Source organism: Acinetobacter sp. Ac8 (assembly GCF_055392545.1).
The window spans coordinates 941,336-965,525 of record NZ_AP043689.1; the positions used below are offsets into that span (position 1 = coordinate 941,336).

The 24,190-nt window shown below is 36.7% G+C and carries 22 protein-coding genes; 13 read left to right on the top strand and 9 right to left on the bottom strand.

Annotated features, from left to right (window positions below):
- The first annotated feature begins 39 nt into the window (after positions 1–39).
- The 4 genes from ACZ5QH_RS04420 to ACZ5QH_RS04435 all read left to right on the top strand — a co-directional run bounded on the left by ACZ5QH_RS04420 (position 40) and on the right by ACZ5QH_RS04435 (position 4,039).
- On the top strand, positions 40–888 hold the full coding sequence (locus ACZ5QH_RS04420) for a class II glutamine amidotransferase (RefSeq protein ID WP_016539214.1): 849 nt from the start codon (positions 40–42) through the stop codon (positions 886–888).
- A gap of 1,072 nt (positions 889–1,960) precedes the next feature.
- Positions 1,961–2,416, top strand: a complete 456-nt coding sequence (locus tag ACZ5QH_RS04425; protein ID WP_004819397.1) for a bacteriohemerythrin — start codon at positions 1,961–1,963, stop codon at positions 2,414–2,416.
- A gap of 203 nt (positions 2,417–2,619) precedes the next feature.
- Positions 2,620–3,702 carry a hypothetical protein gene (locus ACZ5QH_RS04430; protein ID WP_464016776.1) on the top strand — a complete coding sequence of 361 codons (1,083 nt, stop codon included), beginning with the start codon at positions 2,620–2,622 and terminating at the stop codon, positions 3,700–3,702.
- A 16-nt stretch (positions 3,703–3,718) separates the two neighbouring features.
- Positions 3,719–4,039, top strand: a complete 321-nt coding sequence (locus tag ACZ5QH_RS04435; RefSeq protein WP_244015206.1) for an RnfH family protein — start codon at positions 3,719–3,721, stop codon at positions 4,037–4,039.
- A gap of 84 nt (positions 4,040–4,123) precedes the next feature.
- On the opposite strand, the gene ACZ5QH_RS04440 is transcribed toward ACZ5QH_RS04435, so the two are convergent.
- Complete coding sequence (locus ACZ5QH_RS04440) at positions 4,124–4,522, bottom strand: outer membrane protein assembly factor BamE (RefSeq protein WP_004722739.1); 399 nt, start codon at positions 4,520–4,522, stop codon at positions 4,124–4,126.
- Positions 4,523–4,634: 112 nt separating this feature from the next.
- Between ACZ5QH_RS04440 and fur the strand changes: the two genes are divergently transcribed.
- On the top strand, positions 4,635–5,072 hold the full coding sequence (gene fur / locus ACZ5QH_RS04445) for a ferric iron uptake transcriptional regulator (RefSeq protein WP_004722737.1): 438 nt from the start codon (positions 4,635–4,637) through the stop codon (positions 5,070–5,072).
- Between the two features lie 79 nt (positions 5,073–5,151).
- Here the strand turns inward: fur and ACZ5QH_RS04450 are convergent, their stop codons facing one another.
- The gene (locus ACZ5QH_RS04450; RefSeq protein WP_004722736.1) at positions 5,152–6,270 is read right to left on the bottom strand and encodes a PilT/PilU family type 4a pilus ATPase; all 1,119 of its coding nucleotides are present in this window, start codon (positions 6,268–6,270) and stop codon (positions 5,152–5,154) included.
- A gap of 25 nt (positions 6,271–6,295) precedes the next feature.
- Entirely contained in the window at positions 6,296–7,333 is a 1,038-nt protein-coding gene (locus ACZ5QH_RS04455) for a type IV pilus twitching motility protein PilT (RefSeq protein ID WP_004722735.1), read from the bottom strand.
- 444 nt (positions 7,334–7,777) lie between these two features.
- On the opposite strand from ACZ5QH_RS04455, the gene ACZ5QH_RS04460 reads away from it, so the two are divergent.
- From ACZ5QH_RS04460 to ACZ5QH_RS04485, 6 genes are all read left to right on the top strand, one after another.
- Positions 7,778–8,470: a YggS family pyridoxal phosphate-dependent enzyme gene (locus tag ACZ5QH_RS04460; protein ID WP_004819403.1), complete on the top strand. Its 693-nt coding sequence runs from the start codon at positions 7,778–7,780 to the stop codon at positions 8,468–8,470.
- A gap of 122 nt (positions 8,471–8,592) precedes the next feature.
- Positions 8,593–9,426, top strand: coding sequence for an undecaprenyl-diphosphate phosphatase (locus ACZ5QH_RS04465; RefSeq protein WP_244015208.1), 834 nt, complete (start codon positions 8,593–8,595; stop codon positions 9,424–9,426).
- A gap of 204 nt (positions 9,427–9,630) precedes the next feature.
- Positions 9,631–10,434: a thioesterase family protein gene (locus tag ACZ5QH_RS04470; RefSeq protein WP_244015210.1), complete on the top strand. Its 804-nt coding sequence runs from the start codon at positions 9,631–9,633 to the stop codon at positions 10,432–10,434.
- A gap of 295 nt (positions 10,435–10,729) precedes the next feature.
- Positions 10,730–11,521: a hypothetical protein gene (locus ACZ5QH_RS04475; protein ID WP_303577096.1), complete on the top strand. Its 792-nt coding sequence runs from the start codon at positions 10,730–10,732 to the stop codon at positions 11,519–11,521.
- A gap of 167 nt (positions 11,522–11,688) precedes the next feature.
- A complete protein-coding gene (locus tag ACZ5QH_RS04480; protein WP_270382692.1) occupies positions 11,689–12,444 on the top strand; it encodes a hypothetical protein in 756 nt (251 codons plus the stop codon).
- 149 nt (positions 12,445–12,593) lie between these two features.
- Positions 12,594–12,944, top strand: a complete 351-nt coding sequence (locus tag ACZ5QH_RS04485; protein WP_303577097.1) for a hypothetical protein — start codon at positions 12,594–12,596, stop codon at positions 12,942–12,944.
- 46 nt (positions 12,945–12,990) lie between these two features.
- Here the strand turns inward: ACZ5QH_RS04485 and ACZ5QH_RS04490 are convergent, their stop codons facing one another.
- The 3 genes from ACZ5QH_RS04490 to ACZ5QH_RS04500 all read right to left on the bottom strand — a co-directional run bounded on the left by ACZ5QH_RS04490 (position 12,991) and on the right by ACZ5QH_RS04500 (position 18,436).
- Positions 12,991–16,587, bottom strand: coding sequence for an AAA family ATPase (locus ACZ5QH_RS04490; protein WP_303577098.1), 3,597 nt, complete (start codon positions 16,585–16,587; stop codon positions 12,991–12,993).
- Positions 16,588–16,596: 9 nt separating this feature from the next.
- A complete protein-coding gene (locus ACZ5QH_RS04495; protein ID WP_303577099.1) occupies positions 16,597–17,850 on the bottom strand; it encodes an exonuclease SbcCD subunit D in 1,254 nt (417 codons plus the stop codon).
- 208 nt (positions 17,851–18,058) lie between these two features.
- Entirely contained in the window at positions 18,059–18,436 is a 378-nt protein-coding gene (locus ACZ5QH_RS04500) for a VOC family protein (protein WP_303577100.1), read from the bottom strand.
- A gap of 106 nt (positions 18,437–18,542) precedes the next feature.
- On the opposite strand from ACZ5QH_RS04500, the gene ACZ5QH_RS04505 reads away from it, so the two are divergent.
- Positions 18,543–19,172, top strand: coding sequence for a hypothetical protein (locus ACZ5QH_RS04505; RefSeq protein WP_303577101.1), 630 nt, complete (start codon positions 18,543–18,545; stop codon positions 19,170–19,172).
- Positions 19,173–19,323: 151 nt separating this feature from the next.
- Here ACZ5QH_RS04505 and ntrR read toward each other — a convergent pair whose 3' ends face one another.
- Positions 19,324–20,064, bottom strand: a complete 741-nt coding sequence (ntrR, locus tag ACZ5QH_RS04510) for an ADPR responsive transcriptional repressor NtrR (RefSeq protein WP_034610947.1) — start codon at positions 20,062–20,064, stop codon at positions 19,324–19,326.
- 138 nt (positions 20,065–20,202) lie between these two features.
- Here ntrR and ACZ5QH_RS04515 point away from each other — a divergent pair, with 138 nt between their 5' ends.
- The gene (locus ACZ5QH_RS04515) at positions 20,203–21,423 is read left to right on the top strand and encodes a hypothetical protein (protein WP_034610942.1); all 1,221 of its coding nucleotides are present in this window, start codon (positions 20,203–20,205) and stop codon (positions 21,421–21,423) included.
- Positions 21,424–21,473: 50 nt separating this feature from the next.
- On the opposite strand, the gene ACZ5QH_RS04520 is transcribed toward ACZ5QH_RS04515, so the two are convergent.
- Together ACZ5QH_RS04520 and ACZ5QH_RS04525 are read right to left on the bottom strand one after the other, a co-directional pair.
- Positions 21,474–22,970, bottom strand: coding sequence for a nicotinate phosphoribosyltransferase (locus ACZ5QH_RS04520; RefSeq protein WP_034610939.1), 1,497 nt, complete (start codon positions 22,968–22,970; stop codon positions 21,474–21,476).
- Positions 22,971–22,988: 18 nt separating this feature from the next.
- Positions 22,989–23,882, bottom strand: coding sequence for a phosphoribosyltransferase family protein (locus tag ACZ5QH_RS04525; protein ID WP_303577102.1), 894 nt, complete (start codon positions 23,880–23,882; stop codon positions 22,989–22,991).
- Positions 23,883–24,190 lie beyond the last annotated feature (308 nt).

Consider the following 24,190-nt stretch of genomic DNA (forward strand, 5'->3'; position numbering starts at 1 on the left):
CACAATATTCTTATAAATAAAATGCTGTATGAATACACTATGTGCCAATTGCTTGGAATGAACTGCGCTGCTCCCACTGATATTACTTTCTCGTTTCGTGGGTTTTCTCAACGTGCAGGAATAACCTCTGATCATTCTGATGGGTTTGGTATTGCCTTTTTTGAAGATAAAGCATGTCGTTTATTTGTCGACAATCAATCTGCAGTCTTGTCACCGATTGCTGAACTGGTACGTAACTATCCAATCAAATCACGGAATGTCATTGCGCATATTCGCAAAGCAACTCAAGGTAAAATTACCTTAGAAAACTCCCACCCCTTTATTCGTGAGTTATGGGGCAGACAGTGGATTTTTGCGCACAATGGTGATTTACATAACTTTCACCCACATTTGTCGGGGCGTTTTACCCCTGTAGGCAGTACTGACAGTGAGCTGGCATTTTGTTATTTGCTTGAACAACTGGTTTTAAGATTTGGTTATTTTGAACCGAGTTTAAATGATGTATTTGCTTTGCTTGAAGAAATTTCACCTAAAATTGCAGAATATGGCACTTTTAATTTTTGCCTCTCCAATGGACAAGCATTGTTTAGTTATGCGACAACGAAGCTGCATTGGATTGTACGTGAGTATCCATTTACATATGCACGCTTAGTCGATATTGATGTTGATATTGATTTTAGTCAATTTACAACAAAAGAAGATCGTGTTGCCGTGATTACAACAGAGCCATTAACTCAAAATGAAGTTTGGACCGCATACCAGCCTGGTGAGATGATTTTATTTAAAGATGGTCAAGTGATAAAAACAGCAACAACACATGTCGAAAGACTTGCTCGTGAGGCTGCTGATCCAAGTTTGGTTAGAGTCACCAAGGCAGATCAATATTAGTTTGATCTGAATGAATTTATATGAGATTGGGGGAGGCGTTATTCGCTAACTCCATGTTTTTTTAAATATAAATCATTGTGAAAATAAAAAATAATTCAATTTATCTAGCCCATTCAGGTTTTTATAGGTGCTTTTGCACCAACTATAGATGCAAGAATTATCTTAGATTGATAGCAATTTCCTTATCATTCGTTTGCAGGCTTTTTCACGATATCCTGTAAAAATTACTTCGGATTATTTATTGTAAATCGCATTATTTTGAATGATCAAAGTCTCATATTCAATTGTATAGGATGGTCATCTTTGAGACTTAACGGAATATTTTGATGTTGTTAAAGCAAAGAGAAGATAATGAAATAATAATGTTTAATTATGTTTTATTGAAAAAAATGAGTAATAATATCGTTATAATTGTTTAAATATTAAAGATCTTTCATAAATCAAAAAATGATGATGTGGCGTGAATCATAATGGGATTGAAAGTTCTTTCTCCCTTTGGGAGAAGGCTAGGATGAGGGCGCTTTTATGTTGATTTATGGTTTTAAAAAGGACTTATGAAAGAAGTCTATTATATAAAATTGTCATGATAAAATTTATATTTTAACTCTTTTAAAATAGGATCATGAAATAAGTGGAATAAAAATAGCACATATAAAATAAATTTCACTTGAATAAAGAAAGTATTTAAAAATATAACAAAATCACAAAAGAATATTTTTTCTTATTTTGCAAAAATGATTGAGTAGTTTTATCACGAGTAATCGTATGGAAAAGAGCAAATAAAAATATCATTTGAGGTGGTTGTTTTAAATTTTTAGATTACACACGAATAATCATTTATTCATTCAAAATAATAAATATAGACAATCAATAAAATTATTTAAACTTAATAATTGGTTAAAAAATATCTTACTCTTTTAGTGCGGATTAAAATATTATCCAAGTATAAACAATAACTTAATTTATTTCATAGTTTTTTTAATGAATCCCGACTAATACAGTTTATTTTTATTTGGAGAGATAGCCGTTAATATGGTTGCTGAAGGTCAAGACATTATTTTAAGGTGATCGTATGAAGATGAGATGGATTCCAGAATATAATACGGGTATCGATGTGATCGACGATCAACATAAACGGATTTTGGATTACATCAATGAAATTGATGAAATCGGTATGGCAACGGATCGCGCTCGTATTAAGCAAATTCTTGATAATATTATTGACTATACACAATCCCATTTCACCTTTGAAGAAAGCTTACAAGAAGAAGCGGGTTATAAATACCGTGTTCCTCATAAACGTGTACATGACTTATTTATTAAACGTATCGAAAGTTATCGTACCAGTTTTGAAGAAGGGCATTCTATAGAAAAAGAATTGCATGAGGTGTTGTCTAAATGGTTAATTAATCATATTCAACATGATGATGCAGATTATGTAGGGGCTGTAAAATTAAATATGATGGGGATCATTAAAGAAAACGAAAAGAAAAAAGGTAAAAATTGGTTTGCAAGATTTTTTTCATAGTTTACAGGCATTTTATGATTGTGAAATTATGGGAATCACCAGCTCTCTAACTAAAAAAATTCAGAGGGGATAAAAAGAAATAACAAAGATTATAACAAGATCTAGCGCAGCAAATCATCGAGGGGTGATTTGCTTTTTTCTTTTAAGCTTTGATTTTCAGCATCGACAAAGGCAAAATAGCAGAACTTTTTACGAAACACCTCATGCAGGATTATTCTATGTCACGATGGTTATCGCCGCTCATGGCATTTTGTTTATCATTTATAATTATCGCAGGTTTGGCTCCAAGCCTAGGTATTCAAATTGATCGACAAATTGATTTTTGGATATTGTGGTTAGTGTCAATGCTGGTGTTGGCATTGCCGATTACTTATTTAGAAGTTGCTTTAGCAAAGCGTTCTAAAACAACTGCACTCAATGCCTTGTCTAGCTTAACTCGTGATGCTGACGCATCTCAATCGTGGCGTATTGTGGGTTGGCTGGCTGTTATCTTTATTCCATTCTTAGCGGGTGGGATTTTATCGAATATCAGCCAAAGTGCTGTGCAGATTGCGAATTTACCGATAGAAGGTCATTTGTTATTTGCAGGTGCCGCTGTAGTGGCTTTTGCTTTGTCTTTTGCGCCTCGTCAAATTTTAGTGGGTTTGATCACGATAGGCGTACTGCTTTCTTTAATCCTTGCACAGGTTTTCGGTACACACTTATCCGCTTGGCATGTTACTCCTGTAGAGTTTAAAGAGTGGGGCAATGCAACGATTTTAGCCCTTGTGGCCACAGGTCTCGGTTTAGGCTTGTATTGGCAAACCAGCTTGTTGAATGTTCAACAGAATAATGAGGCATCTAAAACAGCTTTACCGATTTGGATTGCGCAACTGGTTGCTGTGATTGCCTTTGGTTTTTTTGCGGCTTCAGCACAAATCCCTGCCTATACTTTATTATTTACTGCAGTCATTTCAGCCGCGTTATTATTACAACTAGGCAAAGAACAGTTAGCTCAACGCCAAGTCGCAATACTTATTCAATTTGTAGTGTTGTTGGTGGCATTGTTCATTTGGGCAATTCCAAACATTGCAATGCTGTTTAATCCATTGCTGATGATTTGGGGCTTGGTCATTTGCTTGATTTATTCGATCTTTGTGGGTTGGATCATGAAAATCAGCCATCTACGTAAAGCAATCAATTTTAGTTCAGAAGCGTTTTATAATATTTGGCGTATTGCGGTACGAATTGTTTTACCTTTGAGTATTGTGTTGGCATTGGTATCCTATATTGGGCAGTTAATTTAAGGGTCAGGTGATTCTCGTGGCAAAGATTTGGGTGGCATATGCTGCCGAAAAGCAACAATTTCACATTGAGTTACAATTTTCTCAAGGCATGACGATTGCCGATGCAATTGCGCAAAGTGGATTGGCGCAACAAGTAGAATTGCCTGAAAATTTTAGTTTTGGTATTTTTGGAGTAAAAATAAAAGCGCAATCGCATTTGCTACAAGCAGGTGATCGTGTTGAAATTTATAGAGGTTTAACGATTAATCCAAAAGATATTCGTCGCAATCGCGCAAAAGCAAATCCTGTCGGACGTTACTGCCGTGGCAATCGCTATCAACAATTGTTATTTAAATAAGGCGTTATTTACAATAATCGCTTTAAACAATTGAATGCATATGAAAAACCCCTCATTGAGGGGTTTCTTTTTATCGCAAAGTGTCTATAGTGGGGGCGCATTCAATATTGCTTCTTTAGAAGCAGGTAAACCAGGTTGAGACTCAGGAATGGTTTCTAAACCTTCAATTTTGTTTACGACACCTGATTGATCAAAATAAACCTTTAAATGTTGGCCATGTGCTGCGGGAATCTTCGCTTTTTTCGCGTAAGTTCCTGGGATATAGTTGTAAATGTAATCCCATCGTCCTGGATTCAATGGATCTGAGACTGTTGGGCTACCCAACAAGAACTGTACTTGTTGGTAGGTCATACCGACTTGAATTTTTGAAGCTTGAGCTTGGGTTAACGGTGTTCCCTGAGGAATATCGACTTTGTATACTCCAAATACAGAACAACCACCAAGTAAAGAAGCGACGAATAACGTCAGCATGATTTTTTGCATTTTGCTACACTATCCCAAATTAATTATGATGCAATTGATCCAAGGATAGATCATACTGCATCTCAACTCTGTTGCATATTCCAACTTAAAATTTGTTGAGAGACCTTTTTATATGCCTATTTCAAATCAAGATTTACGCAAAGCTGGACTTAAAGTTACCCTACCACGAATCAAGATTTTGGAATTATTAGAAAATTCAAGACAACACCACTTGAGCGCGGAAGACATTTATAAAACATTACTCGAACAAGGTGAAGATGTCGGTCTAGCGACCGTATATCGTGTGTTAACACAATTTGAAGCTGCTGGAATTATCCAGCGCCATCATTTCGAAAACAATCATTCTGTTTTTGAAATTATGCAAGAAGATCATCATGATCATTTGGTTTGTCAAAATTGTAATAAAGTCGTTGAATTTACTAATGAAACCATCGAGCATGAGCAACATTCGGTAGCTGAGAAACACGGCTTTCAATTGACTGGACATTCTTTGAATCTGTACGGTTATTGTGATGAACCTGCATGTCAGGAAGCTTATCGTAAGCGCTAGAATCACATAAATACAACAAATGAAGAGGGGGCTTAACCAAGCCCCCTCTTTTTATATCAGCTTATTTTTTACTTTTGAACTACTGTCCATCAAAGGTGAGTTTGCTATTTGAATTGAGTAGCTGTGCACCACCTTCTTCATCCAATTTGATCTGTAGACGTAAATCATTTGGAGAGTCCGCATGTTTAAGTGCGTCTTTATAGGTAATTTGTCCTGCTTTATAGAGGTCAAATAAAGCTTGGTCGAATGTCTGCATACCCAATTCACGAGAGCGCTTCATCAAATCCTTAATTTCATGTACATCACCTTTACGGATTAAGTCTGAAACTAAGGGTGAGTTGATGAGAATTTCAATTGCAGCACGACGAGAATTACCGTCTGGTGTTGGAATCAATTGTTGTGCAACCATGGCCTTGAGGTTAAGTGATAGATCCATAAACAACTGGCTATGACGGTCAGACTCAAAGAAATGGATAATCCGGTCAATTGCTTGGTTGGCGTTGTTGGCATGCAGTGTGGCAAAGACTAAGTGACCTGTTTCAGCAAAAGCGATGGCATAGTCCATGGTTTCACGAGAACGGATCTCACCAATCAAGATTACATCTGGTGCTTGACGCAAAGTATTTTTAAGCGCAATTTCAAAAGAATCTGTATCAATTCCCACTTCACGTTGGGTAATAATACATCCCGCATGTTCGTGTACAAATTCAATTGGGTCTTCAATGGTGATGATATGACCTTTAGAATTTTGATTGCGATAACCAATGATGGATGCAAGCGAAGTTGATTTACCTGTCCCTGTTGCACCAACAAAGATAATGATCCCACGTTTGGTCATTGCGAGATCTTTAAGAATAGGCGGTAATTTAAGCTCATCCATAGTCGGAATTTGAGTTTCAATACGACGCAAAACCATTCCAGGCATATCACGTTGTTGAAAAGCGCTGACACGGAAACGCGCAGTTTTATCGCGATTGGTAATGGCAAAGTTACATTCACGGGTCTCAGCAAATTCTTTACGCTGCTTTTCACTCATAATAGAGTTAAGCAATTGCATAATAATTTCGCCGTTTAACTTGGTTTTTACCACAGGAACAATTTGACCATTAATTTTCATTGATGGTTCAACATCCGCGGTAATAAATAAGTCTGATGCTTTTTGCTCAATCATCATGTTGAGCAAGTCATTAAAGTCCATCTTTTTTAAACCTCAATAATCCATTTTATAAGAATGATTCTGGTTGTTTTGCTACATTTCTTGCAACTTGAGGACTAATAACACCTTTGGCGACCAGCGTTTTTAAACTCTGATCCAATGTGGTCATACCATAGTTTGCACCGGTCTGAATTGCTGAATACATCTGTGCAACTTTGTTTTCACGGATTAAGTTACGAATCGCAGGAATACCAATCATGATTTCGTGTGCTGCAACTCGTCCGCCACCATTCTTTTTCAGTAGGGTTTGTGAAATAACCGCTTGTAATGATTCTGATAACATGGCACGGACCATGTCTTTTTCTTCAGCAGGGAATACGTCAATCACACGGTCAATGGTTTTTGCCGCTGATGTGGTGTGTAGTGTACCGAAAACCAAGTGACCTGTTTCTGCTGCTGTTAAAGCAAGGCGAATGGTTTCAAGGTCACGCATCTCACCAACCAAGATAATGTCAGGGTCTTCACGTAACGCAGAACGCAGTGCTTCATTAAAGCCATGTGTATCACGATGCACTTCACGCTGGTTGATGAGACACTTTTTAGATTGGTGTACAAATTCGATTGGATCTTCGACCGTTAAAATATGGTCATAGCGACTGTCATTAATAAAGTCAATCATAGAGGCCAATGTGGTTGATTTACCGGAACCTGTTGGACCTGTTACAAGGATCAAACCACGGGGTAATTCACAAAGATCTTTAAAGATTTGTCCTAAACCTAAATCTTCCATGGTCAATACTTTAGAAGGAATGGTACGAAATACGGCACCCGCACCACGGTTTTGGTTGAATGCGTTGACACGGAAACGGGCAATACCTGGAACTTCAAATGAGAAGTCAGTTTCTAATTGTTCTTCAAAATCACGACGCTGTTTATCATTCATGATGTCATAAACCAATCTGTGAACTTCTTTATGTTCCAGTGCTGGTAAATTGATACGACGGACCTCACCATCGACACGAATCATCGGTGGCATACCTGCTGAAAGGTGTAAGTCAGATGCACCGTTTTTGACGGAAAACGCCAATAATTCTGTAATATCCATAATGTCCCCGAATAAAAACCTATTTGCCTAGGGGGTGTAGATTATTCATCTATGCTTGCGACTAAGCCTGTTTTTTAGGGTTACTAGGCGCGAAGTACGAAATTTAGTTATTCTAAATGATGAGAAACATCGTTTCGCAAGGTAACACGCAATAAAAAAACAGTAAAAAACTTAGCTTCGCCTTGCGCTAAGAACAAAGCAATACTTTGTTCTTGCTCAGGTTGTGGCTAAAATTATCTCAAACTGCGTTATGAAATTTGAAAATAGTCTTGCTATTCTCTACATTCCATTCCTTGTTTGCTCAATTTTAGCCTACAACGCAAGCTATTTATGAACGATCAACACACCCTCATTATTTTGTAGAATAATAAGGCCTTTCACTCAGCATAACCAACAATTTCATTGCTTGGAAGCTGAAATTTTTATGAAATGAGAACCTTGTCAATGAATGATCTAAATCAAGCCCGAAATCATGTACTCGCGCAAATTCAGCAGGCCTGTTTGGCTGCAAATCGAGATGTGAGTCAGGTACAGTTGTTGGCAGTTTCCAAAACACATCCAAGTACGTTATTAAAAGAAATGTATGCTACGGGGCAGCGTGCTTTTGGCGAGAATTATTTACAAGAAGCGCTGGAAAAAATTGAAGATTTAAAAGATTTAGAGATCGAATGGCATTTTATTGGTCATGTGCAGCGCAATAAAACCAAGCATCTTGCTGAAAAGTTTGCGTGGGTGCATGGTGTTGATCGTTTTATCATTGCAGAGCGTCTCTCAAATCAACGAGAAGCGACTCAAACGCCATTAAATATTTGTTTGCAAGTCAATATTGATGCACAAGACAGTAAAGACGGTTGTCAGCCTGATGAAGTTGCAGATCTGGTGAAACAAATCAGTCAATTAAAGAATTTAAAGTTGCGTGGTTTAATGGTGATTCCTGCACCTGATCATCCGCAAGCATTTAGTGATGCAAAGCAATTGTTTGATCAGGTTAAAGTTCATCATGCGCATGCTGAGGATTGGGATACGTTAAGCATGGGGATGTCTGGAGATATGGTGGAAGCCATTGCCGCAGGGTCAACCATGGTACGTATTGGGACAGCTTTGTTTGGTGCACGAGATTATTCAAATCAGCGTTAAAGGTTGTAGTGAAATTGGCGAGAAGGCTGTGTTAATTTTCGCTGGGTTTAAGTTTAATTTAATTTAGATTTAATGCTGTAAACGTATAAGACATCAATAATTCTAATCCATTGAGATTGTTGATGACTATTTTTCATGTACTTATTCTTGCCATCATACAAGGGTTTGCAGAACTGCTGCCGGTATCCAGTTCAGCGCATGTGATTGTGGCTGAAAAATTGATGGGTTTTGACCCATCAGCGCCTGATATGACGTTTTTATTGGTGATGCTACATACAGGAACCATGTTTGCGGTCATTGTGTATTTTTGGAAGTCTTGGCGCACAACCTATTTTTCGTCATGGGATCGCTTTAAAAAACAAGCATGGTTTGTGATTGTTGCAACAGGCATCACGGGCGTACTCGGATTGGCACTGCAATCGATGATCAAACATGTTTTTTTTGCTGGGGCAAGCCACTTTGAAATCGAGCAATTGTTTAGCAACTCAAAATTAATGGCTGCTGCTTTAGCTTCTGCTGGTGTATTGATTATTTTATCCTCTCGATTAGATCGTGGACAGGTTGGTGATGTGACGATGAAAAGTGCGGCATGGATTGGCGCTGTTCAGGCTTTATGCTTGCCGTTCCGTGGTTTTTCACGTTCAGGTGCAACAATTTCAACAGGATTATTTTTAGGTGTTGCTCGCCAAAAAGCGGAAGAGTTTAGTTTTGCCTTGGCTGTGGTGTTGACCCCAGCGGTGATTGTAAAAGAGCTTTATCGATTGCTACATGCCGAGAATTTTCAAAATATCCATTTAGCTCAACTGCTTTTACCCAGTATGTTTGGGATGCTGTTTAGCTTTATTGCAGGTCTTGTTGCTTTAAAATGGCTATCGAGTTGGCTTGAACATGGTCGTTGGCATTTCTTTGGTATTTATTGTCTGATTTTCTCTGGCGTCGTTTTACTCATTGGTTAAATCTCGGCTTTCAAACACTGACTTTTCAATATGTTACTCTTTTCAATATCTCACTTTAAATCTAAGCGTTTAATCCTGTGTAAAATATTGAACGCTAAGGGTCATTTTTCCTATTAGTATTAGACTTCTTTGCTTAAGTCGAGTACAAAAATAATGCGGGATTATATGTATAGCGAATGATTTTTAAGAGTGATAGGGAAGTTTATGTCTGCATATTATCAATTGATTCAGCGTCATATCGATAAACAGGGTGTAGTGACTGCACATTATCAATCGACACATCATGCTCAAGGGGCTTGGAATGCGCATGAGCAACATATGGCACCAGCGACAGGGGTTATTTGTGCTGAATTAGAGCAATTTTCACCTCGAAATGATGTTCGAATTGGTCGAATAAGTTTAGATATTCTTGGATTAATCGCGGGTGGCGAATTTTATATTCGGACAAAAGTAATTCGTGCTGGCAAGACCATTGAACTGATTGAATCCGAAATGGTCACACAAGGTAAAGTAAGTATTGTGGCGAGAACTTGGCGCATGATGACCAATAATAGTCAAAGTGTTGCAGGTTTAGAGGATCAATCTATTGGAACGCCTGAACAGTTACCGATTTGGCATGAAATACGTCAGTGGCCTGGTGGATATATTCATTCGATTGAAGCAAGGACTGAGCAACGTCGACAGGGAGCTGGTATTGTATGGCTTAGCAATACTTTGGATATGGTTGAAAGTCAACCGACATCGGCATTTGTGAAGTTAATGGGAATGGTCGATACTGCAAATGGTGTCGTGGCGAGACAAACAGCACCTTTTAATTGGGGCTTTCCAAACTTAGATTTACAAATTCATTTATATCGTTTGCCCCAAGGTCAATGGTTAGGTTTAGAAACCGTACAGCAGTATGGTGAAGATGGTATTGGTTTAACCAGTTCCGTCTTACATGATATTTATGGACCATTCGGACGTAGTGAACAGATTTTAACTCTAAGACCTGTACACGCTGAGTAGTTGCTGGTATGAAATCAAAAACTGTATTTCTACATACAGTTTTTTGATTTGTGTTGATATTTATTCTTTTAAGAAATAAGTATATTTTTCACATTAGCTAAGATAAATCACTATAAAAACAATTCTATGTACAGGTAAAATGAAGCTGATGAGTATCCGTTTAAGCATTTGGAATTTACTTTAAGGCAAACTATTCAGTTAACTTTTTTAAAATATACTCAACAATTCTAGATGTAATATGATCGTCAATTTGACTATACTGATTCGAATAAGATTTAAAAACTGGAAATAGAATATGTATAAATCCAAGCTATTATTATGGTTATGTCTTTGTGCTTTAATCAGCGCTTGTAGTACTGCAAAATATTCTTCAACGCAGGATGCTACTTCACAAGAAATCGAATCTGCACCATCACCTACCTCAGCAACAGCTAAAGCTGCACCAGCGCCTATTTCCAATCAAAATCGAGTAAAGTCAGAAGAGCGTTTGGGAACGAAATGGGGAGATGACGTAAGTTCATATGTGACTCAAGTTGATTTAAAACGTTTGAGTAGTCATCCTATTGACGAAACCCAAATTCGTTATGCCAGTAAGCAATTTTCAGGACGCAGTATTAACAGCATTTCTTTAGCTGCTGGAAAAATTAGCTTTTCTGTTGTGGATGATCGTGGGCGAATTTTACCGCTATATCGCGATGGCGAGCGTTATTATCTCTCTGCCCGTGATGGACAAAGCTATCAATTGCGTTATGCCAATACCAGTAGCCAAACCTTTGAAGTTGTTGCAAGTGTCGATGGCCTAGATGTTCTCAATGGAAGTAAAGCTTCACGTTCAAATAATGGTTATGTGTTAAGACCTTATAGCTCATTTGCGATTGAAGGTTTTAGAAAAAGTAACTCATCTGTAGCTTCATTTATTTTTAGTAAGCCGAATGATGCCTATGCCGCCAACTCTGCCAGTGGTTCTATTCAAAATACTGGTGTGATTGGTACAGTGGTGTATGAGTTAAAAGCCCCTAAATACGATCTACCCAAAAAATCTAATGATACTTATGCGCCTGCACCAAATGCCTTTCCTGCGGATTAATTAAAAATATTAAGAAGTGAGAGGGATCACATTATCCCTCTTATTTTTTGAGATGTTATAATGTTACATAATTGCAATAATTTAAAAATAGCGCAGTCAAAACAGCTACGATATTATGACTTTGATAATAATCTACGTAACTTATAAACTTTAAAATAGGTTTTATAATGAAAAATATAAATATATTTCTCTGCCTTTTGTTGTGTATTTTTCTAGCTGCATGTTCGAAAAAATCAGATGAAAGCGCATCACAATCCCAAACCGAAGCGACCAGTGCAGATGCAGCCGCTGAAGCAGCCAACAATCAAGTTGCAGCTGATGAAAAGTTAGGCACAAAGTGGGGTGATGAAATTGATTCCCATGTGACTGAAGTGCAGTTAAAGCGTAAATCTGATTCACCTCTTGCTGAAACTATCGTGCAATATGCAGATAAGAACTATAAAGGTAAAACGGTCAATTCAATTTCTATTGCCGCAGGAAAAGTGAGTTTTTCTGTTATAGATGATCATGGAAACCGAATTCCAATGTATCGTGTTGGACAAAGCTACTATTTGTCAGGGCGTGAAGGGCAAAGCTATCAACTTCAGTATGAAAATAACACAGCGAAAACCTTTGAAGTGGTTGCCAGTGTTGATGGTGTAGATGTCATTGATGGCAGTGAGGCATCCCGAAGTAATTCTGGTTATGTCTTACATGCACATGATTCTTTGAAAATTGAAGGTTTCCGTAAGAGTGAATCTGCTGTTGCTTCCTTTACTTTTAGTAAGCCTAAAGATGCGTATGCTGCGAACTCAGAGAATGGTTCCATTCAGAATGCTGGTGTAATTGGTACGGTTTTATATGAGTTGGAAGCACCAGAAGATGAGGCTAAACCCGTGAATAAATATGCACCTCCACCAAATGCATTTCCCGCAGATCGTTAGTTTATTCATTTGTAATGAGAATAGGCATTCTTAAAATAAAGAATGCCTATTATTTTTAAACTTAATGAAATTAAATGAAAACTATAAAGAGTTTTAATACAATGAAATTACTTAAAATATGCACTGTAATCTTAATGGGCATGGTATCTATGCAAGTATTTGCAAATCCTATTGAAGATCAATATAAAACCCTTATTACACCTCAGCCCAGTTATGCCAAATTTCAAGAAAACTTTGATACGATCCTTGGTAAAATTGAAGAAATAACGGAACACGTAACTCAAATACAGGACAAATCTGAGCTTTATCCTATGTGTGTCGCGATACAAAGCTCGATCACTGCTATGAAAAATAATCAAAAATATAAGACTCAATATGATCGTGACTATAAACAGTTTGATACGACATTTGATGAAACTTTAGCAGAAGCCACACAAGGCTTAAGTGATAAAAAAGAAATTTGTGATCAAGCTAAGCAAGCGTATTTAGAACATAAATAAATGCGTTGAATTTAGGTTTTAGAGGAGGAGCTCCTCCTCATTTATTTTAACTCACTACTTCAATCATACTTGCACCCGCCCCTAAAGGACGTACCTGAATTTGCACAGGAATACGTTCATGCATTTCCTGTATATGTGAAATCAATACAACTTTACGCCCTTGATTCTGCAATTGATCTAAAGCATTCATGACCATATGTAAGGAAGATGCATCCAATGTTCCAAAACCTTCATCGATAAAGAGAGATTCAATTTTCATTGAACCTGATGCCATATTGGCAATTGCCAAAGACAAGGCAAGGGCAGTCAAGAATGACTCACCCCCTGAAAGTGAGGCAACAGAACGGGTTTCACCATCCATATCATGGTCAATGATGGCAAGACTAAGTGAGTTATCTAACCGCTTTAAGGTATAACGTTGAGACAACATCGCCAATTGTTGGTTGGCGTGTTCGAGTAAAATATCCAGATTATACTGTTGTGCATAATCACGGAATTTCTTACCGGTCGCATCTCCCATCAAGCCTGAAATTTTGCCCCAACGATGTTCTTCCTGTTGTACTTGTTGAATCTGATCAGCAAATTGCTTTTGCTTAGCAAGATTTTGTTGATGTAATTCAAGTTTGAGTTTTAACTGATCGCGGATTTCAAATTGGGTTTTTAGCGTATTCACATTATCCAAAATCAATTGCTGTAGCTGTTCAAAATCAATTTCGGGTTGATGGAGCTTATGTTCGATTAATTGCTCTTGTATGGTGTTAAGTGCTGAGTTGGCCTCATTCAACATTCGTTCTGCGTGTTGCAGTTGTTGGCGAATCTGTTGTTCTTGTACCGCAGTGATTTGAGCCAAGTATTCTAAATCATTAACCTGAAAATCAGGATGTTGAGCAAGCCATTGCTGAATATCCTGATTCACTTGATTGAGGCTATTCTCATTTTGTTGTTGCTGGGCTGTGAGTTGTTCGAGCTGACTTTTTTCCTGCTCAAATTGATTGCGTAATTGGTTAAAACTTTGCTTTTGTTGTTGGTAAAGCGTCTGGGTTTTCTGATATTCATGGTCATACTGAGTTAACCATTCATTCGGTTTAACCTCTGTTAATCCTGTCATGCTATGAATGAGTCGATTTGCCAATTCTGTGTTTTGTTGCCCTTTTAGTTTTATCTCGTTCAAGCTGTGAGCCGTTTCAGAAATCTGTTTGGTTGCATTCGCTATATTGAGTTGAGCTGTATTGAGTTGCTGTAGATATTGATCATGCTGTTTCGACAATAACTCAAGCTGTTCAAGCTGTTGTGTACGCGTATTTAATTGGCTCAAGATATGTTGTGCTGTGGTGATACTGTACTGTTGCCATGCATTTTTTTCACGCTCAGCTAAGCAACTGACAATATGCTGCACTTGATTGTGTAGGTTATTGGCATTTTGCAATAGATGTTCAGTGTGTTGAATGCTTTGAGTTAATTGTTGCTGAATTTTGATGCTTTGAATCCATTGCTTAGATTGTGCTTCCAATTGTTGAATATCAAACTGATATTGCTGGGTAAGTTGCTCCAATTGTTGCTTAATTTCAGATTGTGTCTGAGTTAAGTTCAGCGGGATTTGGGCTGATTGACCTTGTTCAATACACAGCTGTTGTATGACGGTTATTTTTTCAGTCACATTTTGAAGAGTGGTCTTAAGTTGTTGCTGTTCGACACTCAATTTGGTCAAGTCTTGTTGAGCCGCTTGCCAAAGGTTAAAGGTTTCTTGTTCCTTGAGCGTGGCTTGTTGTTCCTGTTGCTGTTGTAGCTCAAATAGTGCTTTAGATACAGCAGAATCATCACGGTGATAGGGATGAGTTGTGCTTCCACAAACAACACAAGCTTGACCATCTACTAATTCAGCTCTTAAATGTTCTACATTTTCAGCATGTAATAAGCGTTGTTGTTGTAAAACCTCTTGCAGTTTTAAGCGAGCTTGTTTAGCTGTTTGGAAATCTTGTTCAGTCTGTATTGTGGTTTTTTCAAGTTGTTGAAATTGCGCTGAGCAACGTTTCAATCGGTCATTAAGCTGCTGAGATTCAATCTTTAATTCAAAAAACTGGGCTAATTTTTGTTGTAACGTCGCCAATTGGTTGAGTTGGCTCAGTTTAAATTCACGTTGTTGGCGCGTTTGTTCAAGCTGAGTTTCAAGTTGCTCCGCAGTTCCAAATTGTTGAATTGAGTCTTGTAATTGTGTTTTTTGCTCAATTAATTTCGTTTCAGCCTGGGACAGGTTCCCTAATTGATTTTCAATAGATTGATAGTGCTGAATAAATTGAGTTAACTGTTGCACATGTGCAGTTAAACCTTTATCCAAACTTGAGAACTGTTGAGTGTGTGCAAGTTGCTGATTTAAAAGATTTCGTTTTTCTGTAATCTGCTGAATATGATGTTCAAGTTGTTGTTGTTGATTGAGTAGTGGGGTTTTAGACGATTCTAAATCATTTAATCTGGTCTGAATTTTCTTAAACTCGACTCCAATAAAATCCCGCTCCTGAATACATTTTCGTACTTCACTCAAAGACTCACGATGGGTATTTTCAAAATTCTGCTGAACAGTTAAAGCACTTTCAGTTTGGAGAAAACGGGTCTGTTCAGTGTCAAATTGAACTTGTAATGTATCAAAAAGCTGTTGTTGTTTTTGAATTTGTGGTGCGAGTTGTTGTTCGGTTTTTATCAGTTGTTGCTTTTGAAAAATACTAGAGCGAATCTCTGAGAATATTTCTAAACGATTTAAACGTTCACGCTCAGGGATTAAGCTTTGTTGCGTCTGTAATTGTGTATCAAGCAACTGTTGCTTAACGACAATTTCATCATTCAGTTTTTGTTTACGCTCAAACCATTGCTGCTGTTTTTCAAGTTGCGATTTTTCATCTTCAAGCTTTTTATAGTCTCGATTGATGTGTTGGAATTGTATGTGTAATTCAGCGGCATCTTCCTCAGAGAGAAGTTCAATATGGCCGAGAAGATTTTCCAATTCCTTACGTTTTGATGCCACCAATTTGGTTTTTTCATAGGCCAATTGGCCGACTTTTCCAAAAATGGATGAATTGGTTAAATACTCAAGTAATTCACCACGTTCATTGTCACGTGCTTTTAAAAAGGCTGTAACTTCGGACTGTGCCAAAAGAACTGCACGGGTAAATTGCTCAAAACTCAGTTGGGTAATTTTATAAATTGCTGATTCAACGGCTTTGGCTTTATCTGCTATTACTGTTCCATCAGTTAAGCATTTTAAATAGCGTTGGACACTTTGTAGTTTTCCATCTGCTTTTTCACGGGAACGTTTAAGTTCCCAGCGTGCCAAATAATGCTTTTGGTCTTGTGCCACAAAACATAATTCAGCAAAGCCGTGTGCGGTACCACGGCGTAGTACAGTCAGTGGTGAGTTGGTTAAAAGTTCAGAGCCATCAACATCCTGTAATTTACCATCACTGTCTTTTAAACGTGGGATTTTATTAAACAGAGCAAGGCACATGGCATCCAAAATGGTTGATTTTCCTGCCCCTGTTTTTCCAACAATCGCCACTAAACCTGCTGAAGCTAATGGTTCAGATTCAAAATCTATAAAATGTTCACCCGAAAGAGACGCGAGATTTTTGAGTCGTATAGATAAAATTTTCACAGCAAACTCCTATGCGTCATGTTGATTTTCAAGCGTTTTTTCGGCTTCTTGTAATAAGCTTAAAAAGTCTTTCAAGACTGCATCATCATTCGTATAGCCATTTTTTTCCCAAAGCTGTTGAAAGAGTTTTTCTGGTGTCGGTGGTTCTAAATTGATTGAAGTAATTTCATCGTTATTTTTTTCTGATGCGAAGTATTGTCTTGAAATGCGTACTAAGCGGTAACGACTTTTGGGTAAGGCATCTTCAAATTGTTGGCGCAAATTGGGCGGAGGTGGAACATCGGTATGGTATTCAATATCGACATATTCACGCTGATCAATATTTTCAATTTCACCACTTGCTAATGCCTTTAATTTGGCTAAAACTTCGTTCAATTCCCCTTTAATTTTATGCAGTTGTACACTACGGGGAATAAATACACTTTCAAATGAAACCCGTGACTCATCTGTTTTAAGCGGATCAATATTAACGTCTACAATTTGGTGTTTATAGTTGATTTCACTAAAGGATAAAGGGATAGGTGAACCACTATAACGGATATGTTCCTGACCAACTTTTTGCGGTTTATGTAAATGCCCGAGTGCAACATAATCAATGCTATCTTCAAACAATGTGGTAGAAAGTGCTTCCTCATTGCCAATGATAATAGGCCGTTCAGAATCAGAGGTTTCTCCACCTTGCATATGGGCATGTGACATTAGAATGAGTGCTTGATTATCTGTCTTTCTTTTTCGTGCTTCAGAAATCACCTGTTGATGTAAATAGGCAATGGCATTTTGACTGTTATTGGTTTGTTCATTAAAGCCAGTGATTTCGGCTGGGCGCAGAAACGGTAAGCTTAGGCACCAAGCAATAATATTTTTTTGTGCATCATAAATTGGAATCAGTAAACGATCTAAATCAATTTGACCAAGCTCATTTTTATGAATCACACCGACTGTTTTGGCGTGATATTTTTCAAGCAGGGGCTCAACTTGTTCAATGCGATAACCTGAATCATGATTACCTGCAATCATTAAGGTTTGCATATGTGGAGCAAGCTGATGTGCATTGGCTAGGAATTGATAGAGCTGTTTTTGCGCAGCAGATGCAGGATTGATGACATCGAATATATCGCCTGCAATCAATAGGGCATGGGGTTGCTTTTCCTTGATTTGAGCTAATAACCACGCTAAAAATTGCTCATGTTCATACTGGCGAGAATGGTTATAGAAGAATTGTCCCAGATGCCAGTCTGAAGTATGAAGAAAGCGTACAGTCATTAGTTGGATAAGCCTTACAGAATTTAAAATTAAGGTAGCACAAATTGAATGCTTAAATCAGCTGTAAGGCCTTAATCACTTAATATGATCTGTATTTTTTATAAAAATTCTTAAAAAATATTCGCTATCTTTTAATCTCAACTGTTTCATGCAGCCGAATATAGACTGGTTTTCTCAAACATTTATTTAGATTTTTAATCAATCAAGCTTATTTTGCATTGGGATCAACTTGGACTAATCCAAAGGTATTATGATCTGCATCTAAAAAATAACCTTGCCAACATTTATTGGGAATAGCAAATTTCTCCATTGCTACTTGCCCACCCAAAGCTAAAATCTTTTCAGCAGTTGTATCAAAATCTTCAACTTCAAAGGAACAGGTAAAAGCATTGGTTCCGCAATGGGGGGGTGGTGTTTGAGCTGGACGCTCCAATAAGCCACCATGTATGTTGGCTGTTTCAATTTGAAAATATTGAATGGGTAGACCTTCAACTTTACTAAATTTCCAACCGAAAACTTCATGATAAAATTTAACTTCACGTTCAGGGTTTGAAGACTGAATTTCAAAGTAGCTTAGTGCATTCATTGTTATTGTCCAATTTTAAATGTTTTGATTAAGATAATAGAGTTTGTAAAGTTGTGATGTATAAATATTGAAAATGAAAGAATGAGGCAATTAAAAGTGATGTGTTATGGATAAAGAAAAATTGCATGAATTACGCACAAAAATTACCATTTCAATCGCAGATGCTTGCGTTTTATTAAAACAATATGATGAGATAGAACATTGCATACAAGTCTATCATCAGCAGAATATTGAAAAAATTTGTGCAGCAACAGATTGTGAGGCGGAGCTTGCTCAAGAGTATTATGATGATCCTAGATATCATCACAATCTTGAAAAAATCATTCAAAAAATTAATGAATTTAATCAACGCATAATCAAATTGAGCATAGATGAAAATCCAAAATATGTTGATAAAGTGGGTTTCTTTATTTGGGCAGAAGATGAAAACTTAGAGAGGATACAAAATAAAGGCAATAGAACTTATTTTATTCCGCAAGATGATTTTGCTTATGTCATTAAAATATTTAGATCTTTATTTCCGTTGTTTAGCCCACTGAGAAATGAATTTGAGTGTAGTTTTGATCCTTGTTCAGATAACTATTTTGATCAAAATGCCATACAAGACATTATCTTAAAAATTAAAAATCTGCATTTTAACGAGAGCAAAGTGATTAGTTTTTTAGAAAAACTGGTTTGTTGTTTAGAGAATAAAATAAAAATAGGAACTTATGTCGTTATTTTTGGAAATCAATAAATGAAATTGAAACGGCAGTTAGAAGTCGATGTGAAGTGATTTAGTTATGTTGATAAGTTAAGACAAAGCTTTTAAGCTTATTGCGTAAATCCCTTTGATTAATCTTTCTAAAGTTTTCATTGTTTGCTGTTATCCAAATAATACAAAGCGCTTAAGTGGTTTCCCTCGGGTACTCTAAAATTCGAGGAAAATGGAAATCATAACTTTGTAGCGCAAACTTATACAATTGAGCAGGACGTTTGCCCGCAATTTTAGTTTGGTTTGTTTCCTCAACTGCGCCAGCTTCAATCATACGCCGTCTAAATGACTTCTTCTCTAAGCTTTGTCCCAAAATAATTTCATAAATCTGCTGTAGCTCAGTCAAAGTAAACAGTTTAGGCATCAAACTGACGGGTAAGGCTGTATAACGTGCCTTACTACTTAAACGGTCAACAGCTATATCTAAAAGCTGTAAATGATCAAAAGCCAAGTCTAATTTTTTTGCCTCAGCAATTGAAACCCACTCGCTATATTCATTTTGTTCAGAGGCAATCTGTTGAAACGCTTTGAAATCAATCAGGGCAAAATATAAAGCTGTTACAGCCCATCCACGAGGATCACGTGTTGCATTGCCAACCGTTGCAACTTGTTCCAAATGCGGTGATTGAAGCCCAGTTTTTTCAACCAATTTACGATGTGCTGTTGCCATCAAATCTTGATCTTTAGACAAATCGACAAAACCACCTGGGAGTGCCCATTTATCTTTTTGTGGGAAATTAGAACGTTTAATCAATAAAACCTGTAGTTGACCCGCATCAACAGAAAAAATCGCCATATCCACTGTAAGTAATGGGGATTCATAGTCCTTTTTATTATAGTTAGAGAGAAATTCCTGTTCAGAGTTAAAGGTCACTGTAAGGCTCACTTGCTTTTATGAAGTCAAAGGTAAATAGAATTATTGCAGGGTATAGGATATTAGCCAAGCAAAATAAGTGATATAAGATTGTTTATAAAAAGTTTAAAAACAAAAAATCTGTATAAAAGGTGAATTATGAAAAAAATAGCGATTTTTTCAACAATGAGTTTGTTGTTGCTATCAGGTTGTGGTGGTGATAATTCTAATTCTATTCGGAATGAAAATCGGTCTAGTTATATAACAATCAAAGGTGATGGTGTAAATGAAACCCTAAAATTTGATGATTCGCAACTCACTTATAAAATTTCAGCGGTAGGAAATCAACCAATTACAACTGTTAGTTTTGCTAATAAAGATGGTTCTGACTCTTCTGTCGTTGAATTGAATAGCGGTAACAAAGCTAAACTCGCTATGCTGTTTAAAGACACTGGTACAAAAGATGTAAAATTTGTTTTTTGTTTTCCTCCCTATGATTGCTCATCAAATACAATTTATTCAATTAAAGATTTGAACCATCAAAAACAGATCCAAGTCATTTTAAAAGATGCGCCAAACCAATATTATCGTGGAGATGCTTCAGAATTAACAGGTTTTAATAATCTTAAATCTGTTTTAATCGCAGGAGAATTAAATTATTTTGCCCAAAGCAATTGGCCAATTTTTCAAAGTAATCGCTTTCCGATTTTAAAAGTTCGAGGTAAAGTGATCTATGATAGCGAAGAATATTATGTTGAAAGTTATGGAGAATTTGATACCTTCTTGGAAGGTAAACTATATTGGACTGATAAGAAATTAGTTTTAAAAAATGAAGATAAAACGATCTATCTATCAATAAGAAAATATAATAATACTTATTCTGAAAATGCAATTTCGATCACAGTGTCAGATGATGCAGATACTTATACTATTTCAAATTTAGTAAGTGAGATTTGGTCTAATTCTAACGAAGGGTTCGAACTAAATTTAGATAATCTTATTTTAAAAAGTTATACTGAGAAAACTAAAATTTTAAGTTCAAATGTATATGTGCCATTTGACCAATATAATTTAACTTTAAATCAGTCAATTCAACTAGTACCAATTCAAAAGAATGCATATGTTCAAACAATAAACGATCAAAAAATATATCAAATGTCTTTTAAAAATAATGAAACCTTTCAGATTAATCAAGAGTTTAAAGGACACTTAAGCTTAACCTATATGCAGGGTGAAGATACAATTTCATGTGGAGACCGAAATACAAGTTGTAAAGGGTTAAGTGTAGATAATCTAAAACAAAACTTTACTTTTGATAATGTGAAAATAGGATCAGATACCATCAATGGAAATTTCTATTTTGCTGGTGTTTTTCAATAATTTTTGTTTTCGCATTCAGCTTTATCCAAAGCTGAATGCTTACTTTTAGATTATAATTTGCATGCCAATCGCTCCCGAATTTCATTCAAACGACACGCTCGAATCAATTGCCCATTTTCAAACACCGTTTTTAACTCACCTTGTTGCTCTTGTTCCATGGTTTGCTGATCAAATAACACAAATCCATCTTCAGTTTTTTCTACACGAAGTAAACCTTTGGCAGATTTCTTTATACCAGAATCAGTGATCGGATCTTTAAATAATTCACGTGGAACACCGTTGACTTGTCCCCAAGTGGCTTTAACTGCAAAACCAAATGTGTCACGTGTTAAATAGTTATAAGTATAACTACCGATACCAAAGACCAGATTATTTGAAGCATAGCCCTTCGCTTCCAGCCCTTGAACAATATTTAAAGCACGTTCCAAAGTAATCGAGTCACCATAAATCAAACCAACACGCTCATTTAAAACTTTATAGCCTTGATCTGTTTCGGTTCCGCCAAAGATTTCCCATAAACATTGCACAGCGCCTTTATAAGCTGGACTGCCCATTTCAGCTTCAGGGTCACCGCAAATGATTTTTACAGGATCACCAGAGTCAGGACGGAAAACCAATTTAGCCAAACCTAAGGCATTTGGCTGGCGAGCTAGAATTTCGTCTTTTAACTCCACAGTAAATTCTGTAATCACTCGCCAAAAATCCCAAGTATCCGATACGATACTGACCACACCTGATGGATAAAGCTCAGTGATTAAACGTCTAAAAGTTTCAATTTCGTTGTCTTCACTGCCCATACACATCACACTATGTTCAGTTGCTGGAACCGAAACACCTACAATGCCGTCTGCATCGTAATATTCTTCTGCATAATCAATTGCTGAAACCGCGTCTGTACCGATAAAGCTGGTTAAATGTCCTACACCATTTTGTGTGGCATCATAAATCCCACTCATGCCGCGACTACTAAAATCATGGCCTTGTACAGCAACGAAGTCTAAAGGTGCACCTGTTTTAATCGCATATGCTGTCAGTAAGCGTTTGTATTCAAATGCAATCGTTGCTGTCGTACAACTTTTCCATAATTCAGCACTGAGTACTGTTTCTAAGTAGTTGGTTAACCAAAAGAACTCAGGTAGGGTATTTACAATAGTGAGTACAGGTACTTTTATATTGACACGGCTGCCTTCTTCTAGCGCCTTGATTCGGATTGGTAAATAGCCTAAGTCATATAAAGCTTCGATATGATCGACTGGTACTGCGCCGTCACCCAATGCGTTATCCATTCTACGTTTATATCTAGCAATCACTTTTGCCTTATCTTGTTGGAAAAAACCTTCATTCCAAGTCTCAATCAAAAAGTGTTTGATAAAGCCTTGTAAGCCAAAGAACACGATTTTATCGTCGAAATCAGGCAACATTTTTGCTAAACGAGAAGAGCGTGGCGTGAAATTGGCATAAACATATTCTGTGCCAACAGGATACTGACGTCTGTGATCTGCTTTATAAAAGTCAATTGCATTCAGTGGATTGATTTTTAAGCTCATTCTTATTCTCCAAAATAATTAAAATGAATTGAAACGACTAAATGAAATGACGTTTAGATTTGGATGTTCAGTTTGTGGAAAGCTCGTCGTAGTAAAAATTTGATCAACCAATCCTTCAAATACATGCATACCTTTACTAAAGATCCCGTGAGTTACATACAAAATCACATGTTGGCAATTTAATTTTTTTAACTCTTGTGCAATACCAATAAAAGTTGCACCACCATCACAAATATCGTCTGTGATCACAGCTGTTTTTCCAGTTAAATCAGTTGCATTGACTTGAGCATTCTGAATTTTTCCTGTGATGGCATCACGGTTTTTTTCACAGTAGACCATTTCGATTTCGTGATCTCTTAAGCTATTGATGACCTTGGCAATCGTTTTAGTCCGTTGTTTTGCACCTGCATCTGGACAGATTAAAACGGTGTCTTGAGCAATTAAAATGTCTTGTAACTTTGAATTTTGCAGAATGATATCACTTGGTTGAACATTCTCAATTTCAAAAAAATGGGTGTTTTCATTTAAAAGCTTTTCAGTAACGCAACTATGTGCATCCCAAACTTTGATTGATTTACGTTGTTGTGGGAATTGTTCAGTATTGATATTTAATAATTTTGTCATAAGTTCTAATGAGAATGCCTGTCCCATCGCACAGATTCGATCTTGGCGTGCGTATGGAAAATAGGGGATTTCTAAATTAATTTCTAAACCTTGATTGAGTAATACATTTTCAATTAACAAATAATCCATCAAATCTTGTGTGTTACTGATTTTGGCTTGAATCTGAATTTGCCCTTTCAACGTTTTTAACGTATCTGCTGAAATTTGAACATGTCGTTCACCACCCGCAAACTGAATATTTTGAATAGGGATAATATTGTTGTTTGAATCTTTGACTTGGATAGACATGTTGCTTATACCTATAAGGTGGCTTATTGCCAATACATATATAGTGTCATAAAGCCTATTTAATTATCAATATTACTTTACAAAAGATTACAAACCTGAGTCTTAGATGCTTTTTGATTGGATTTTTATTTAAGTTATTGTTTTATTTTGTAATATTTAGTGCGTGAGAGCGTGCTAATTTTTTAATGCTGTCTATTATTCGAGATTTCACAGGCTTTAATCCTTAGACATTTATTATGTAAGAAAAAGCAGGGGATCACTAAAAGACGATAGCTATATAAAGACAGCTACGATAAAAAGCCATTACT

Excerpts from the sequence above, each read along its gene's own strand:
- ACZ5QH_RS04485 (WP_303577097.1), top strand. The coding sequence starts at position 12,594 with ATGCAAGTATTTGCAAATCCTATTGAAGATCAATATAAAACCCTTATT.
- ACZ5QH_RS04465 (WP_244015208.1), top strand. The coding sequence starts at position 8,593 with ATGACTATTTTTCATGTACTTATTCTTGCCATCATACAAGGGTTTGCA.
- ACZ5QH_RS04440 (WP_004722739.1), bottom strand. The coding sequence starts at position 4,522 with ATGCAAAAAATCATGCTGACGTTATTCGTCGCTTCTTTACTTGGTGGT.
- ACZ5QH_RS04430 (WP_464016776.1), top strand. The coding sequence starts at position 2,620 with ATGCAGGATTATTCTATGTCACGATGGTTATCGCCGCTCATGGCATTT.
- ACZ5QH_RS04525 (WP_303577102.1), bottom strand. The coding sequence starts at position 23,882 with ATGTCTATCCAAGTCAAAGATTCAAACAACAATATTATCCCTATTCAA.
- ACZ5QH_RS04515 (WP_034610942.1), top strand. The coding sequence starts at position 20,203 with ATGAAAAAAATAGCGATTTTTTCAACAATGAGTTTGTTGTTGCTATCA.
- ACZ5QH_RS04520 (WP_034610939.1), bottom strand. The coding sequence starts at position 22,970 with ATGAGCTTAAAAATCAATCCACTGAATGCAATTGACTTTTATAAAGCA.
- fur (WP_004722737.1), top strand. The coding sequence starts at position 4,635 with ATGCCTATTTCAAATCAAGATTTACGCAAAGCTGGACTTAAAGTTACC.
- ACZ5QH_RS04455 (WP_004722735.1), bottom strand. The coding sequence starts at position 7,333 with ATGGATATTACAGAATTATTGGCGTTTTCCGTCAAAAACGGTGCATCT.
- ACZ5QH_RS04475 (WP_303577096.1), top strand. The coding sequence starts at position 10,730 with ATGTATAAATCCAAGCTATTATTATGGTTATGTCTTTGTGCTTTAATC.
- ACZ5QH_RS04480 (WP_270382692.1), top strand. The coding sequence starts at position 11,689 with ATGAAAAATATAAATATATTTCTCTGCCTTTTGTTGTGTATTTTTCTA.
- ACZ5QH_RS04500 (WP_303577100.1), bottom strand. The coding sequence starts at position 18,436 with ATGAATGCACTAAGCTACTTTGAAATTCAGTCTTCAAACCCTGAACGT.
- ACZ5QH_RS04505 (WP_303577101.1), top strand. The coding sequence starts at position 18,543 with ATGGATAAAGAAAAATTGCATGAATTACGCACAAAAATTACCATTTCA.
- ACZ5QH_RS04425 (WP_004819397.1), top strand. The coding sequence starts at position 1,961 with ATGAAGATGAGATGGATTCCAGAATATAATACGGGTATCGATGTGATC.
- ACZ5QH_RS04450 (WP_004722736.1), bottom strand. The coding sequence starts at position 6,270 with ATGGACTTTAATGACTTGCTCAACATGATGATTGAGCAAAAAGCATCA.
- ACZ5QH_RS04470 (WP_244015210.1), top strand. The coding sequence starts at position 9,631 with ATGTCTGCATATTATCAATTGATTCAGCGTCATATCGATAAACAGGGT.
- ACZ5QH_RS04420 (WP_016539214.1), top strand. The coding sequence starts at position 40 with ATGTGCCAATTGCTTGGAATGAACTGCGCTGCTCCCACTGATATTACT.
- ACZ5QH_RS04495 (WP_303577099.1), bottom strand. The coding sequence starts at position 17,850 with ATGACTGTACGCTTTCTTCATACTTCAGACTGGCATCTGGGACAATTC.
- ACZ5QH_RS04460 (WP_004819403.1), top strand. The coding sequence starts at position 7,778 with ATGAATGATCTAAATCAAGCCCGAAATCATGTACTCGCGCAAATTCAG.